The organism is Arthrobacter sp. MYb227, from assembly GCF_002975435.1.
Taxonomy (GTDB): Bacteria; Actinomycetota; Actinomycetes; order Actinomycetales; family Micrococcaceae; genus Paeniglutamicibacter.
Genome location: NZ_PCPT01000002.1, coordinates 225,899 through 242,133, shown reverse-complemented (window position 1 = coordinate 242,133; position 16,235 = coordinate 225,899). Strand labels below are relative to the sequence as shown.

The window sequence follows — 16,235 nt, the reverse complement described above, 5'->3', positions numbered from 1 at the left end:
TCAATCACTCAGTAACAACTTAAACCACGGTGCGGGGTACTTCTACGCGCCAAAATGAAAGGAAATCCGTGAAAAACCAGTCATTCAAGCGCGGTCTCCGCGCTGGAATTGCTGCAGTTGCCACCACGGCACTGCTGCTTCTCAGCGGAGGCACTGCAGCACAGGCGGCCCCTGCAATTCCCACCGAGGGAAGCATAACCTTCCACAAATTTGAACAACCTGCTCAAAACGGGGCCGATAATAACGGGCTCGTTTTGCCGGAGGGTGCTACCGACAACTGGACCGCACTTGCCGGTGCCGAATTCACCGCCACGAAGGTTCCCGGCATTGAGCTGAGCACCAATGAGGGCTGGCTCGCCGCACAGGACCTCACCGTCGACGAAGCAGGCAAGCTCGTAGCAGGAGTAAGCGGCTCAAAGTCGGGGCTGACCGATGACAAGGGCCTGGCAACTATTACTAAGTTGCCCATTGGCCTCTACTTCGTTGACGAGACCACCACCCCAACGGGCCACATTGGCGCGGCACCATTCCTGGTAGCCATCCCGATGACGCACCCGACGGAACTGGACAAGTGGATCACCAACGTTCACGTCTACCCGAAGAACGCATTGGTTGGCTCCAAGACTGTTGAAGACAAGGACGCCATCAAGCTTGGCGACGAAGTCGTCTGGACCATCAAGGGCGCCGTTCAGGCACCTGCCTCGGGGCAGAGCATTACCGGTTACGCGATCGCCGATAAGCTCGATGGCAAGCTCACCTACAGCGCCGCAGAGCCGGCAGTTGCAAGCATCAAACAGGACGAAGACGTCATTCCACTGGACGTCGATACCGATTACATCGTGAAGCACTTCCCTACGACGAACACCGTTGCCGCGGTACTTACCGCGACCGGCCTCACCAAGCTCACTTCCGCAAAGCTAGCTAACCCCACCACTCAGGTGCAGCTTGTTGTTCCCACCACGGTAAACGCGATCGGTACAATCAAGAATGAGGGTCTAATCTTCCCGAACGGTGAGAGCGTAGATCAGTTCTTCGGTGACGATCCGACAGATCCGACCGACCCGACCTTGCCGCCGTGTGAGGAAAACTGCTACGTCACCCCGGGCACGGACACCAAGTGGGGCGATATCAACTTCACCAAGGTGAAGGGTGATAAGACGGCAACCGGCCTGGTCGGGGCAGAATTCCAGATTTACGCAGTTGACCCGGCAACCCCGGGCGCTACTCCGCTGACACTCGATGTTGCAGGAAACTCAACCGACAAGTTCACCTCGGTGGCAGGTGGCAAGGTTTCAATTCCGGGCCTGCGCTACTCAAACTGGGCCAACGGCGCTGAAATCGCTGATGATCATGCAGACTTCCAGCCATACTGGATCGTTGAAACCAAGGCACCAGCAGGCTACGAACTGCTCGCAAAGCCCATCAAGGTGAAGGTCAACGAGACCGTTGAGGTCCTCGACGGCGCAGCCTCCGGCGACCTCATCAACGTGGTCAACGTCAAAAAGAACGCTGGCTTCACGCTTCCACTGACCGGTAGCTCAGGGACCCTGATCCTGACCGCCGGCGGCATACTACTTCTGGTAGTTGGCGGAGCCTTGGCGATCCGTCGCAAGAAGAACGCGGCCTAGGCTTACGCCCTGGTCATCCACCTAGATAGTGAGAAAACATTTCTCACTATCTAGGCTTTCCCTGGCCCGAGTTGCGATCCCCAAGTAGCAACTCGGGCCACCCTAATTTTCAGTCGATGAATTCTTTACGCACAAGGCAAGGGAGCACAGATGGATAAGACATCTGATCCGTCAGTCTCTCCTACACCAGCTAAGAAGCGAGTCGACTACACCGGCATGGCAATTTTCGCCATCATTGTGCTCGGCATTGGGATGCTGCTCTACACTCAGGCAGCCGATTGGTTCTCCACCAGAAACCACAACGAGCAGGTCTCGGGCTACATCGATTCCGTCGATGATTTGGATGACGAAGCACGCCAACACGCACTTGACCTTGCCAACGAATACAACAAACGGATGCCGCAAGGCCCCCTGCGAGATCCATATACGGCCAGTTCAGATCCCCAAGGTGATGCTGAAGCCACCGAAGCCTATAAACAGTTACTCAGTGTCAGTGATGATGGAGTGATTGGACAGGTCCTCTACCCGCGGCTGGATATTTCACTACCGGTGTACCACGGCACCGCCGATGAGGTGCTGCGCAAGGGGGTTGGCCATATTTTTGGCTCGTCTCTTCCCGTTGGAGGTCCCTCAACACGCTCGGTGCTTACCTCACACTCCGGGCTCGTTAACGCAAGCCTATTTACTCCGCTGCTCAAGGCCGAAATCGGCGATATCTTCACGGTCCAAGTACTCGGCGACAAGCATTGGTACCAGGTCAACAAGATCGACACCGTCTTGCCAGAAGATACTTCTTCACTGGCCATTGTCGACAATCAGGATTACGTCACGCTGATTACCTGTTCCCCACTGGGGATCAATACGCACCGATTACTAGTTCACGGGGTTCGCATTTCACCGCCGGATACCGCGGAGTTTAACAATGTCATCGACGGTGATGGCAAGACCGAAGGTTTCCCTTGGTGGGTTGCGTTATTCCTCGGTGGAGCCGCGGCCGTGGGCTGGATTCTCTTTGCCCCGCCACGCAAACAAATCTTGGACTCTGAGGAAGTAGACGAAACACCAGTCGATTCCGATCAGGAATCGGTTTCAAAGCGGTAGCAAAGTCTGACGATATGGCGCCGATGTTGTGTGTACCTTTCAGCAATGCCGTAGCTGCACCCGTCGTGGCGATTATCGGCTGGTTCCCTAGTTCATTAAGGTCGACCCTAAACCCACTCACGTTCAGCAGTTCCACGGCGGTGGGCAAAAAGCAAGCTCAGAAAAGCTGCGTTGAATGGGTAGCAAAAAGTTTTACAAAAATATTGGTTCTTATCCAATCCGTCTCACGCACGGCACCGAATACCTCTTGACAGCCCCTCCCGACCGGGAGGGAAAAATACGGCGATCCAATCGCCGTCTGGCAAGGAGAATGACATGAAGCGCATGAACCGAAAGTTTGCGGCAACCGTGGGAACGCTCGCAGTCGCCATGATCGGCTTGACCGCCTGTTCCACGGGAAACGACTCCACCAGCAGCGTGTCGGCTGCACCGTCCTCATCGGCAACAGCTACGAGCGCACCGGCTTCACCAAGCAGCTCGGCAATGGCCAGCGAATCTGCCAGCGATCCCGCCGCAAATCTGGTGGGCTCGGGCTGTGCGGATTATGCCAAGGCCGTTCCCAGCGGCAAGGGATCTGTAGCAGGAATGGCCATGGACCCGGTTGCCGTTGCTGCCTCCAACAACCCACTGCTCACGACACTGACGGCTGCGGTTTCCGGCAAGCTGAACCCCAAAGTCGATCTGGTCGATACCCTCAACGGTGGAGAATTCACCGTCTTCGCACCCGTTGATGAGGCGTTTGGAGCAATTCCCGCCGATGATCTCAAGGGCGTCGTCGCCAATGCTGACACCCTGAGCAGCATCTTGACCTACCATGTGATCTCGGGCCAGATCGCACCGAGCGACATCGATGGGACCCACCAGACCGTCGAAGGCCAAGACCTCAAAGTCACCGGTAGCGGAGATGACATTATGGTCAATGATGCGAAGGTAATTTGCGGTGGCGTGCAGACCGCAAATGCAACCGTTTACCTCGTCGACAAGGTGCTCATGCCACCTGCCAAGAAGTAGTTTTAGCCCATGGCGTGAGAGCAGAATAGCGATTCTGCGCAGAGGCCGCTTGATGAGCCTGGCTCCTCAAGCGGCCTCTGCCCTTATCCTCGAGGGCTAATCGCTTCCGCCTTTGAACCCCGCTTCGTTCATGTTCCGGCTCGACGCGCCAGATCATAAGGCAGGAGAGAAAGTAATCGCATGAGACGCTTAGGCGTATGAGTTCCCAACAGCCAGGAGTTTCGGAACCCGGGATTGGGCCGCGGCTCGAGGAGTTGTTGCTTCAGACCGCCGGGGGTGACGAGCATGCCTTCGAAACGCTTTACGACGTTGTATCCCCACGGGTCTTTGGCTTAGTGCGTCGCATCGTGAAAGACACTTCGCAAAGTGAGGAAGTAACTCAGGAAGTCTTCGTAGAGGCCTGGCAACTGGCGGCCCGCTTCGATCCGGCACGCGGTACCGCTATGACGTGGTTATTGACCTTGGCTCACCGACGAGCCGTCGACAGGGTTCGAGCCAGTCAAGCGAGCAAAGACCGGGACCTTCGCGAAGGAATCAAAGATTTCCAAGCAAGCTATGACAACGTTGAAGACACAGCAATACTCCACGACGAAGCCCACCGGGTCCGAACCGCGTTGGACGGGCTGAGCGAAATGCATCGAGAGGCCATCCGACTTGCATACTTCGGAGGATATACCCACCACGAAGTGGCAGCATTGCTCAAGATTCCGGTGGGTACCGCAAAAACACGGATACGTGACGGCATGAGTAAACTTCGAGATCTAATGGGGGTGGCATGATGGAAAAGCACGAAAATGACTTGACGGGCAGCTATGCCCTCAATGCTCTCGGAGATTCAGAACGTGAAGAATTACTTCGCCATGCGGAGGAATCGAGAGCTGTTCGCCAAGAACTTCAAGCATTCCAAGAAACTGCCGCGTTATTGGGTCTGTCCACGGATCCGGTGGCTCCTCCGGCTCGGGTCAAAGCCAACATTATGGCGGCAATCAAGAACACGCCACAACTTCCCGCGGCAGAAAAAGTACAAGATTCCGCCCAAGAATCGTCTGATTCTCCACGCGCCTTGGACTTTGCAGATAATTCCGAAACACGGCAAAACTCGGAACCAGCCTCGGGCACGAAGAAGAATGAACGCATGTTTGCCCTGGCAGCAGGAGTCCTGCTTATCGCAGCAAGCGCCCTGACCGGTGTCGTAGTGAATCAGAATTCCCAGCAGCAACAGCTCAGCGAACAGCTATCCGCACTGAGCCAGCGTGAAGCGCAGCTTACCGAGATACTCTCCGCTGCCGACTCTCGATCAAAAACTATGACCATGGATGATGGGGCTCGGGTCAGCATTGCTTACTCAGCGGCTCAGGGGTTGATGGCTGTGACCACCAAGGGTTTGCCCGCCCTTCCAGAAGACAAAGCCTACGAGTTGTGGCTCATTTCCAGTGACGGAGCAACCCCTGTCGGCATGGTCGATGGACCCCGAAGCGATGGAACTCTGTTGGTCAGCGGAGCAATGGAAGGAGTGACTCACTTTGGCATTACCGTTGAGCCTGCCACAGGTTCACCGGCACCGACCACCGCTCCAATCGTGCTCCAGAGTCTCTAAAACCAAAACTAAAACGGCTATTTGCCAATCCGACGGTGGTAGCGCTCCGAATACGAAGTGACAGGTTCCTCTGAGATCGCTAGTGGAACAAACGACACAACGTTTGGGGCGTAGAACTCATGAAAATTAAATCCTTTTCTCGTCGCCAGGGATTGTTTGACTTTGGCTTAGCAGGGGTTTCCTCCGCGGCAGTGCTCTTTGGCGTGGCCCACTTAGTTTCAGTGTTTTTTGCGACAGCATCGGCACCGTTGGTGGCAATGGGCTCCATTTTTATTGACATGACTCCGCCGTGGCTCAAAGACCTAGCAATCTCGCTCTTCGGAACCAATGACAAGCTCGCGCTGTTTATTTCAATGGGCATCGTGGTATTCCTTGTCTCGGTGTCGATCGGGCTGCTGGCAAAGAAATCACGCGTTTTAGCTTCCGGATGCATAATCCTGCTGGCTATCGTCATTGGGGCGGCAATCCTGTCGCGTCCCGCAACGAGTTTTGCCGACCTGACGCCCTTAACGATTGGAACCTTTACAGGTTTGCTCACGTTGCGTTGGCTCTGCACCTGGGCCGAAAAAAGTCGAGAACAAATCGGTGACTCAACGGCAAAACCAGGGACCTCTCAAGGCTCTACCCGGCGTAAATTCTTGCTTGGCGCCGGACTGTCCCTAATCGGTGCTGCAATTGCAGCCGGTGTTGGGCAGTCCTTGGCAGCAGCTCGAAACATCGCCGAAGCAGCCCGCTCTGCCCTCGGACTACCCATTGCTAAGACACCGGCGGCGGCGTTGCCTTCCGGAGTACAAATAGACCTTAGTGGGATGCCGCCATTTGTTACTCCAAACAAGGATTTCTACCGCATTGATACAGCGCTTTCGGTGCCGAGAATTAACCCCGACGATTGGGAGCTGCGCATTCACGGGATGGTCGAAAACGAGTTTACGGTCAGCTTCAATGATCTTTTGGAGGCCGAACTGGTTGAGAACTACCTGACTTTGACATGTGTCTCAAACCCGGTCGGTGGTCAGCTGGTCGGCAACGCTAAATGGTTAGGCTATCCGATTCGGAAGCTGCTCGAACGTGCCGTGCCCCAAGCAGGCGCAGACATGGTTCTCTCAACGTCCCAGGATGGATTCAGCGCCTCGACTCCGCTCGAAGTGCTGACCGACGACCGCATGTCATTGTTGGCGATCGGCATGAACGACGAGCCGTTGCCCTTGGAACATGGCTTCCCCGTTCGTATGGTCGTACCAGGTCTCTATGGTTTTGTTTCGGCCACCAAATGGGTTGTCGACCTTGAGGTCACTCGATTCGCTGACAAAGTCGCCTACTGGAGCACTCGAGGCTGGTCCGATCACGGACCCATCAAGCTTTCCTCACGTGTTGATGTTCCGCGTTCTTTTGCGAAGGTTTCCGAAGGCCAAGTTGTGATGGGTGGGACCGCGTGGGCACAAACCAAAGGTATCTCGGGGGTTCAGATTCAAATCGATGACGGAGAATGGCTGGATGCCGAGCTCGGTAGCGAAGCCTCCCTCGATACCTGGCGTCAATGGCGTTATGTTTGGGAGGGTGGAACTTCTGGAAATCATACGGTGAGCGTTCGAGCTATTGACGGTCAGGGGAAGCTCCAGACCAGTGATAAGGCAGAGCCTGCCCCGAACGGCGCAAGTGGCTGGCAACGGGTTCAATTCAGTGTGGAGTAAACGCGCCAAAGATCTCGGCGGGTACGCTGCCTAGTTAAGGCTTTCTCTACGTCTGTTGCTCAGCGCACCGGATGGGTATGTTCTCCACGTAGTTTTTGGGTCAATGTATGGGCATGATGCATCAGCAGGTTTCCCATTTCGGCTTGCCGCTCGGGGGTAAACCTAGATTCGATGCCCGTCAAGCTAAGCGCCCAAGCCGGCTGACCCGCCGTGTCGAAGACCGCGGCGCCCATCCCCCAACTACCTTCCACAACTAGTCCCGGATTCACCGCCCAGCCACGTCCCCTAGTCTCGGCAATGCGCTGCCTCAGCTGTTTTACCTCATGATCACTGCCGTGTTCTTCGACCAGATCTTGGCTCTCCATATAGCGGTCAATGAACTTTTCGGGGAGGAATGACAGTATCGCAAGTCCTGCCGAGGCGACTCCCAAGGGAAATCGTTTACCTTCATAGAGCACAAAGGAACGGATCGGGAATGCGCCATCTTGACGCATCAGACAAACTGTCTCCTCACCGCGACGTACTGACAAAAAGGCACTTTCGCCCGTCAGCCCGGCTAGCGCGGAAATATGCTCGCTTGCTATTTCGGTGATGTCGTAGCGTTCGGCGGCAATGGTTCCCATCAGATACATTTCCGGGCCCAGAAGCCAGAAGCCGCTCTTGTTTTCATGATCGCAGAAGCCCTCCGCGGTGAGCGCGGCGAGCAGCCTGTGAACGGTCGGGCGCGCCAACCCGGTGCTGCTCGCTACTTCAGCGGTGGAAATTCCCCGTGGCATTGCGGTGCTGACTGCTCGCAGCACCGCAGCCATCCTGCCTACAACTTGGGCTCCCGGAAAAGACGTATTCATGTCCATATTATGGACATGAACTGGAAGATCAGCCATCCCTCGAACGATTTATGACAAAGTCGTTCGATACATTGACCGGTACCACAACGGGTCAGTACGGTCGATAATAGCAATACACCAGAATCCATATAGTGGACGGTTAAGGATAATCATGGCAACGAAAGTAGTGCATGACGCCGACGTGACAATCCAGGCGGCAATCCGTGATGGCATGATCATTGCCGTGGGCGGTTTCGGGCTCAGCGGCATCCCCACCCGACTTATCACCGCGGTACGTGATTCGGAAGCCACCAACCTGACAATCGTTTCGAACAATATGGGAGTCGACGGCAAGGGGCTTGGCCTGTTGTTGGAGAACAAGCAAGTATCGAAGGTTCTTGCTTCATACGTTGGCGAGAACAAACTCTTTGCCCAGCAATTTCTCAGCGGAGAACTTGAGGTCGAATTCGTTCCGCAGGGAACACTTGCCGAACGACTACGCGCTGGAGGAGCAGGCATCCCGGCTTTCTACACACCAACCGGCGTCGGAACTCCCGTTGCCGAAGGCAAAGAAACCAAAGAATTCAATGGCCGCCCAGCGATCCTAGAACGCGGCATCGTTGCAGATATCTCCCTAGTTCATGCTTACGAGGCCGATCCGGAAGGAAACCTGCGTTACCGGATGACGGCACGAAACTTCAACCCGCTTGCGGCAGCAGCCGGCAAAGTTACCTTTGCCCAGGCCGAGATCATCCACGAGGATTACATTGACCCCTCGTTCGTTGACACTCCGGGCATCTTTGTACAACACGTTGTAGCAAGTGATGGTGTCAAAGACATCGAGCAGCGCACCGTACGTCCCCGTCAGGAGGCCTAAGCATCATGTGGACACGAGATGAAATGGCGGCAATTGCCGCACGTGAACTCACCGACGGCCAATACGTAAATCTTGGAATTGGCATCCCCACGCTGGTGGCCAACAATCTGCCCAAGGGTGTGAACGTAACCTTACAGAGCGAAAATGGGCTACTAGGCATGGGTCCCTTCCCCTATGAGGGTGAAGAAGACCCTGACCTGATCAACGCTGGAAAGCAAACGGTCACGCTACTACCGGGCGGAAGCTACTTTGATTCGGCTACCTCCTTTGGCATGATCCGCGGCGGGCACGTAGCAACGGCAATTCTTGGCGCACTGCAGGTTGCAGCAAATGGGGATCTTGCCAATTGGACAATCCCCGGAAAGCTCGTCAAAGGCATGGGCGGTGCCATGGACCTCGTGGCAGGAACCCCACGCGTTATAGTGATCACCGACCATGTGGCCAAGGACGGGTCCCCGAAAATCGTCGAAACCTGCAACCTTCCACTCACCGGAGTGGGCGTAGTGAATCGGATTATTACCGACCGAGCAGTATTTGACGTCATTGATTCTGCCCTGGTGCTCCGCGCCTTGGCTCCCGGAATCACTGTTGATTCTCTCACCGAGGCCACAGGGGCCTCCTTCACCATCGATCTAGAGGAACTCTGAATAGCATGACCGCTTTGATTGCCGGGTTCGCCCGCACCCCGTTCGTCCGCTTCAATGGAGCATTCGCAAATGTTCCAGCAACCGAGCTTGGCGCCCATGCAGCCAAGGCTGCCCTAGAACGTGCCGGTGTTCCGGCTTCTGAGGTACAGCGAGTCTTCGCCGGACAAGTACTGCAGGGCGGTGCCGGACAGAACCCTGCACGCCAGTCAGCAGTCGGTGCAGGAATTGGTCTCAACGTTCCAGCGCTTACCCTCAACGCCGTATGCCTCTCGGGAACCGAGGCAGTCGTGGCCGCAGCTCGCATGATCAACGCGGGCGAAGCAGATGTAGTGGTTGCCATTGGACAAGAATCCATGTCGCTGGCTCCCCATGTGCAGCGTGCACGTGCCGGAACCAAGTACGGTGCCATTGAATTGATCGACACCCTCGAATATGACGGCCTGACCGATGCCTTTGAAAAGCGCTCCATGGGGTCCTCCACCGAGGACGGTAATAGCTCGCTGAAGATCACCCGCGAAGCACAGGATGCCATCTCGGCTCGTTCCCACCAATTGGCGGCTGCATCCGCAGAGTACCGTGCCGGTGAAATCGCACCATTTACTATCTCCTCGCGCCGCGGCGACACCGTTGTATCGACAGATGATGGAATCCGCGCCGAGACCACCGTTGAATCTCTCGGTAAGCTACGTCCCGCCTTCGCCAAGAACGGAACCATAACCGCAGGCAACGCCTCGCAGATCACCGATGGTGCCGCGGCCCTCGTCCTGGTCAGCCCGGCAGCTGCGAAGCGTCTTGGTCTGACGCCGATTGCGGAAGTTGTTTCGCACGCACTGGTTGCAGGTCCGGATGTCACCCTTCACGATCAGCCGGCCAACGCAATCCTTGCCGCACTTGAAGGTACCGGCATTGCGTCGACTGACCTGAAGGCAGTGGAAATCAATGAGGCATTCGCCGCGGTAGGTGCACGCTCCACCGCCACACTCGGCATTAACCCTGAAATCGTGAACACGCACGGCGGTGCTATCGCGCTAGGTCACCCCATCGGCGCCTCAGGCGCTCGCATCATTGGCACCCTGGCCCGCCAACTGGCCGAGCTCGGCACAGGATCCGTTGGGGCCACGGGCATTTGTGGTGGTGGCGGGCAGGGCAGCGCGGTCATTTTACGCGCGCTCTAGCGAGGTTTCCCGCAGTAGTCACAGCGATCCAGTGAAAATGCGGGCTTTTCGATAAACATTCCCTGAGGGGAGTTCGGACTGCCCGCATTCATCTGTGTGAAACTACGATTTCATTACGTCTCAAATAAACCCCTTCCTCAATGGATTTGGAAGCCGGGAGCTATCCACGTCTACGTAGTAGATACCCGCTACGTGCCGTCACCTGAGGCCTTGTCTACATAAAATGCACGTAGTGCCTACGTACGATTGGACGCTTCATCGTGACTGCTTTGAAGAGGACCACTCATCACAGCATCAGTTTGCCCTACGCGTGGATGTATCCCCAGAACACATGAATATACTCTTCAACGGTGGTTCGCTCACCGTAGATTCAGCAATCAAACTTGAACGCATTGTAGGAACACCCACTGGTTTCTGGCTCCCGGCAGTGGCCAGCTATTGCACATATCTTGTAAGGCTCACCGAATCCGATGCTCAAACCGTGCTTCCTAACTTTCGATTTGCTGGCGTTGGATTCCCTTCTATCTATCTTCCACCGCAAGAGCTTGAGACTTCGCTCAGCTTCATGCTCACTTAGGCCGATGTCTATCTCGCCATGGTTGATGCTCTTATAAGAGCTACCTATTCTGGTGCCATCTGCTGGCCGAATAATCACCCGGCCTTCCAGCCGCCTCCCCCGCTACAACATTCCAAACGCGTTCTGATTCGCTTTGTTTCACGAACTGGGGGGGACGCAACGCTGTGTAAGCAAGGCAGCATTTTCCTAAATCTTATGTCCGAGAAGACTGCTAATGAGCTCGCGGGCAAGCAGTCGAGTTTGCCAACAACATATCGTCCCCCACCATCCGGAGCTGCTGCAACTAGCACCTCCTGCGAGAGTTCCAAAGACACCCCCCGACCCGTCTGGCGTCAAGGTATGCCGGTTTCTCCTCAATTGTGACGGTAATAGCCAAGAGCTGTGTGCAGAATCACAGATACTCTCAATTTAGGATTGAAGCTTCGGAATACCGGAGCTGCTCCAAGTCAACAGGAGGAAACATTCATGCGTAACCAGAATAAGGCTCGGCAAGGATTGGCTGTTTTTGCATTGGCAACAGCTGGAATTGTGTTGCTCGCTGGGTGTGGGGGCGGTGCAGACGCTAATGCTGGCCCCGCAGCTCCCATCGATGAAGCCAGCTTACAGCTGTTCAAGGACATGACTCCGGCGGAAAACAGCAAGGAAGTCGATACTACTAAGTTCAAGACAGGCAAGACAGACTTAAAGATCGGTTTCGCCGATGTGGGGCTAGTCAATAGCTGGCATGTTCAGGCAATGGGCGAGGCCGAGCAAACGGCCAAGAAGCTCGGGGTTGAACTTGTCGTAGCTCAGTCTGATGGAGATGCCACCAAACAAATTTCTGACGTTGAGGACTTGATGGCCCGCGGAGTGGATGCACTCGTTCTGGCACCGAACTCACCAGAATCGATGGTGCCAATCGTGGAACGCGCCAATGAATCCGGGATTCCTGTCATTCTGTGGGGTTCGGATGTGGAGACTGATCAGGTGACCTCCAAAGTTGTTGCCGATGACAAGTTCTTTGGAGAATCAGGGGCAAAAGAACTTGTCGAGGACATGGGCGGCAAGGGAAACATCGTAATGCTCCGCGGTATCGCCGGGAACTCGGTGGAAACCGCCCGATATGACGGCGCCAAAGCAGTCTTCGATGAAGCTGGAATCAAGGTTCTTGCCGAACAGTTTGGTGATTGGGCGCAGGACAAGGGCAAATCACACACTGAAAACTTTTTGACTGCATACCCGAATATCGACGGGATCTGGTCATCGGGTGGAGCCATGACGTTGGGTGCGATCCAGGCCTATGAAGAAGCTGCTGTTCCGCTGGTCCCCATGAGCGGTGAAGGACTGAACGGGTTCCTTAAAGCAGCCATCAAAGCCGATTTGAAAACTAGCGCACCAGCATTCCCGACATGGCAGGGTGCCGAAGGTGTCAAGCTTGCGGTCAAAGCATTGCGAGGGCAACCAATCGAAAGCTTCTACTTGCTACGCGTTCCTGCCCTGGCCGACATCAAGACAGCGGTAGTCCAGGATGCTTCTGACGACTACTGGGTCGAGGACTACATGACCCGCGAGGAAATAGATGAGGTTTTCCCACCCACCAAGTAACCAAGGGCCCAACCCACGCGACAAGCCAGAAATCAACAAGGGAACACAATGAAATCCACACCGGTGCTTGCTTGCGAATCAATCGTCAAGCAATACGGATCCACTAGGGCCGTAAACGATGTTTCGATCTCCGTTCAACGGGGTGAAGTATTGGCCCTACTGGGCGAGAACGGAGCCGGTAAGTCAACTTTGGTCAAGGTCCTCTCCGGGGTGGTCCAGCCCGATTCGGGAACGATCCGACTCTCCGGCGAAGCTACTACGTTTAATAACGCAAGAGATGCCGCTAGGTCGGGGATCCATCTGGTTCATCAGGAGTTGGCGCTACTTCCGGAACGCAACATCACAGAGAACATCTTTCTCGGCCAGGAACTAAAAAATCGATTTGGGCTATTGGATTGGCGCACCATGCGGCGGATGGCACGCACCGCGTTGGATGAACTTGGCGTTGATACACCTGTTGATGCGCGCGTCGCCGGCCTTTCTACTGCTGTTCAGCAAATGGTGGAAATTGCGCGGGCTTCAGTTGGTGAAGCCCGCGTGGTGGTGCTAGACGAGCCCACCGCTGCGCTATCTCCGGCAGATGCGGAACGGCTCTTTGCCGTGGTGGAGAAAATGAAACTGCGCGGTATCTCCTTTATCTATATCAGCCACAGGCTAGATGAGGTCAAGGCCCTGGCCGACCAGATAATTGTCATGAAAGATGGTGGGTTCGTCGCCAAGCACAGCTGCTCAGAGCTAAGCATCGACCAAATGGTAGCGCTGATGGTGGGCCGTGAACTTGCGGAATTTTACCCCGATATCGTCGAGAACCCCCATGCTAGTTCAATCCCAGTTATGGAAGTTCAAGACTTGATTGACCCTCCGTTTATAGAGCAGGCCAGTCTGCGAATCAGCCCGGGGGAGGTAGTTGGGCTATACGGGTTAGAAGGTCACGGCCAGGATGAGCTCCTTGCTTGTCTTGCGGGCGCTCGGAAGCCCTTCTCTGGAAGTCTGTCGGTTGACGGAAAAACCCAAAAGTGGGGTGGCGTCGCCGCGGCCACGGAGGCTGGCTTCGGGTATGTCCCCGAAGATCGAAAAACAGAGGGATTGGTTCTGGAGTTTTCCAGTATCTGGAATATTTCACTGCCGATCCTTCGAAAGAAGCTCTCACGATGGGGACTCTTCTCGCAAAATCAAGAAAATAGCAAGGCAGTAGCCGCCGCCGAAGCCTCCGGTATTCGCGGAGACATCCTGAGACCCTCATCTACGCTTTCCGGTGGAAACCAGCAAAAGGTTGTACTTGCCAAATGGATTGCTGCGGGGACCCGCATCCTGCTGCTAAATCAGCCAACCCGTGGAGTCGATGTGGGAGCTAAGGCAGAAATCTATCGAATGGTCCGTGCCCGATGTTTGGATGAAGGGATCGTTGCGCTAGTAGTTTCTCGTGAGATCTCCGAGCTCCAGGGATTCTGTGACCGCATCCTTGTCATGTCCTATGGCCGTCTTGTGGGAGAACATCCGCGTACTGCCACTGAAGAAGAAATATTGGCTACGGCAGTAGGAGGGAACCGACTGTGAGTTTCTTGTCGAAAAGTACAGCAAAACCAGGGTCAAGCGGCCTAAAATTCAAGCGGATGATGGATCCCATTTCCATTCCCGCCTTAGTCTTCGTATTGGTGTTGGTCGCTTACGGGAGTTTCTCCACAAGTTCGTTCCTCAACGGATTCAATATCTCCAACGTCCTCGTCCAAGTCACTCCACTGTTACTGATTGCGCTTGGCCAGAGCTTCGCGGTGGGAACCGGAGGACTCGATCTCTCCGTCGGTTCTACAGCGAGCCTGACCGCAGTAGTGGCAGCCACGTTGTTCGTGCCTTTGGGCGCGCCATTGGCCTTGCTAGTCGCTATCGGAGCTGCCCTTCTCGTGGGTCTTATCAATGGGCTGTTGGTCGCTTCAGGACTGGAAGCATTCCTAGTGACATTAGCCTCTATGGCTGTAGTCCAAGGGATAGCCTTGCTGATCCAACCGGTTCCCGGCGGCGAGGTCCCTAAGGCGTATGCCAAGCTTGCCGGGCTGTGGGGCAACATCCCCGTTGCTCTGCCATTCGTCCTTGCAGTGGTCGTCTTAGCTGCGCTCCTTCTGCGAAAGACTTCGTTAGGTACCAATATCTTGTCCGTGGGCGGGGACGTACATGTTGCTCGGTTGGTCGGTATCCGGGTTGAACGAACCCTAGTCCAAGCCTATGTTCTATCTGCATTCTTCGCAGGCTTGGCTGGGCTGTTCCTCGCAGCCAGAACGCGTACAGGAGATCCGACCATTGGTGCCTCGTTCACGCTTGACTCACTGGCAGCTGTTGTCGTCGGCGGAACGTTGCTTACCGGAGGACGCATCACGATGGCCGGCACGGTGCTCGGGTCTCTTGCGCTTGGCCTCTTGCCAAACGTCATGAACTTGTCAGGTGTGTCGACGTTCTTCCAAACTACGGCCAAAGGACTGATCCTACTGATCGCTATCCTTTTACCCGTACTCATTTCTCGAAGTATCGCGCGTAGACGCAGAGCTCAGGAGGGGAATATGCTCCGAAGCCGCATACCGACAGGCAAAGAAGAAGATGCCGCACGATCTGGACCGATGATATCGGTTTAGCGATACCGTTTACGGTATTGCAGTGGTGTGTAGCCCATTATCGTCTTCAAATGATGGGCTAGCGCGCTTTGGTCATAGAAACCCGCCTCTAACGCGATTTCGGTGACGCTCATGTCACTATCGCGCAACAACTCGCAGGCACGCTTAACCCTTAACCTGATGCGGAATTGGTGAGGGGAGGTGTTGTAAGCCGCCTGGAATTTAGATTCGAACTGACGGGCAGATAATTTACACATCTGTGCGAGTTCACTGACAGGAGTGTTCTGCGCGAAGGTAGCTCTCAGGTGCGCCACAGCAACATCAACATCGAGCTGTGGATGTTCGAGATCGTCAGCATCCCGGTGGTCTTGGATCGTACCCATGAGACCAACGATTTTCCCATCGGATGACCACAGCGGAAGCTTGTTGGTGGAATACCAGTCCGGGATGCCTTCCGGGCTCAGGAATATCTCCACGATATTCAAAAGGGAATTTCCGGTTTCCATGACGTGGAGGTCATCTTTCCAGAACTTTTCTGCTAAGCGCTTAGGCAGAACGTCGAAGTCCGTTCGTCCCACAAAATCTTCTTCTGTCTCGAAGCCATAGACCCGGGCCAAGCCCTTATTTGCAAAGAGGATATGACCATCCCGGTCTTTAGCGAAGAAATGAATTCCCGAAAGATGATCGAATAGCCGGTTGAAATGGGATCTTGGATCGATGCTTGCAAATAACCTGCGCTGTAGTTCCGCGGTTTCTTCCTGCCCCAATATTGCTCCTTTGAGTACCAGTGTCCTGCCAGCATCTATGCCAAAGTCCATTGCAATCCTACGACACAAGCATCTTGTGACAGGTCGAGCCCGGGATTCACCTTTTTTCCCTCGGGAATGACCAAGCTTCACCTAGACCATCAGAAGTAC

The 16,235-nt window shown here is 55.1% G+C and carries 14 protein-coding genes; 12 read left to right on the top strand and 2 right to left on the bottom strand.

Annotation, left to right across the window (positions count from 1 at the left end):
* Positions 1–68: 68 nt before the first annotated feature.
* From CQ018_RS05135 to CQ018_RS05110, 6 genes are all read left to right on the top strand, one after another.
* Positions 69–1,628 (top strand): SpaH/EbpB family LPXTG-anchored major pilin, encoded by a 1,560-nt coding sequence (locus tag CQ018_RS05135; RefSeq protein WP_105548910.1) that lies wholly within the window; start codon positions 69–71, stop codon positions 1,626–1,628.
* A 150-nt stretch (positions 1,629–1,778) separates the two neighbouring features.
* Positions 1,779–2,729, top strand: a complete 951-nt coding sequence (locus CQ018_RS05130; protein ID WP_258142407.1) for a class C sortase — start codon at positions 1,779–1,781, stop codon at positions 2,727–2,729.
* 315 nt (positions 2,730–3,044) lie between these two features.
* The gene (locus tag CQ018_RS05125; RefSeq protein WP_105548909.1) at positions 3,045–3,740 is read left to right on the top strand and encodes a fasciclin domain-containing protein; all 696 of its coding nucleotides are present in this window, start codon (positions 3,045–3,047) and stop codon (positions 3,738–3,740) included.
* Positions 3,741–3,937: 197 nt separating this feature from the next.
* On the top strand, positions 3,938–4,519 hold the full coding sequence (gene sigK / locus CQ018_RS05120; RefSeq protein ID WP_105548908.1) for an ECF RNA polymerase sigma factor SigK: 582 nt from the start codon (positions 3,938–3,940) through the stop codon (positions 4,517–4,519).
* Entirely contained in the window at positions 4,516–5,337 is an 822-nt protein-coding gene (locus CQ018_RS05115; protein ID WP_258142406.1) for an anti-sigma factor, read from the top strand. The genes sigK and CQ018_RS05115 overlap by 4 nt, the downstream gene beginning before the upstream one ends.
* Positions 5,338–5,456: 119 nt before the next feature.
* Entirely contained in the window at positions 5,457–7,028 is a 1,572-nt protein-coding gene (locus CQ018_RS05110; protein ID WP_105548907.1) for a molybdopterin-dependent oxidoreductase, read from the top strand.
* A gap of 59 nt (positions 7,029–7,087) precedes the next feature.
* Here CQ018_RS05110 and CQ018_RS05105 read toward each other — a convergent pair whose 3' ends face one another.
* Entirely contained in the window at positions 7,088–7,876 is a 789-nt protein-coding gene (locus tag CQ018_RS05105; protein WP_105549327.1) for an IclR family transcriptional regulator, read from the bottom strand.
* Between the two features lie 151 nt (positions 7,877–8,027).
* Here CQ018_RS05105 and CQ018_RS05100 point away from each other — a divergent pair, with 151 nt between their 5' ends.
* From CQ018_RS05100 to CQ018_RS05070, 6 genes are all read left to right on the top strand, one after another.
* On the top strand, positions 8,028–8,732 hold the full coding sequence (locus tag CQ018_RS05100) for a CoA transferase subunit A (RefSeq protein ID WP_105548906.1): 705 nt from the start codon (positions 8,028–8,030) through the stop codon (positions 8,730–8,732).
* Between the two features lie 2 nt (positions 8,733–8,734).
* Entirely contained in the window at positions 8,735–9,379 is a 645-nt protein-coding gene (locus CQ018_RS05095; protein WP_105548905.1) for a CoA transferase subunit B, read from the top strand.
* Between the two features lie 5 nt (positions 9,380–9,384).
* Positions 9,385–10,554, top strand: a complete 1,170-nt coding sequence (locus tag CQ018_RS05090; protein ID WP_105548904.1) for an acetyl-CoA C-acyltransferase — start codon at positions 9,385–9,387, stop codon at positions 10,552–10,554.
* Positions 10,555–11,596: 1,042 nt separating this feature from the next.
* Positions 11,597–12,715, top strand: a complete 1,119-nt coding sequence (locus CQ018_RS05080; RefSeq protein ID WP_105548902.1) for an ABC transporter substrate-binding protein — start codon at positions 11,597–11,599, stop codon at positions 12,713–12,715.
* A 48-nt stretch (positions 12,716–12,763) separates the two neighbouring features.
* Positions 12,764–14,272 carry a sugar ABC transporter ATP-binding protein gene (locus tag CQ018_RS05075; RefSeq protein WP_105548901.1) on the top strand — a complete coding sequence of 503 codons (1,509 nt, stop codon included), beginning with the start codon at positions 12,764–12,766 and terminating at the stop codon, positions 14,270–14,272.
* Positions 14,273–14,328: 56 nt separating this feature from the next.
* Positions 14,329–15,339 carry an ABC transporter permease gene (locus tag CQ018_RS05070; protein WP_146111819.1) on the top strand — a complete coding sequence of 337 codons (1,011 nt, stop codon included), beginning with the start codon at positions 14,329–14,331 and terminating at the stop codon, positions 15,337–15,339.
* Here CQ018_RS05070 and CQ018_RS05065 read toward each other — a convergent pair.
* A complete protein-coding gene (locus CQ018_RS05065) occupies positions 15,336–16,136 on the bottom strand; it encodes a helix-turn-helix domain-containing protein (protein WP_105548899.1) in 801 nt (266 codons plus the stop codon). The genes CQ018_RS05070 and CQ018_RS05065 overlap by 4 nt on opposite strands.
* Between the last annotated feature and the right edge of the window lie 99 nt (positions 16,137–16,235).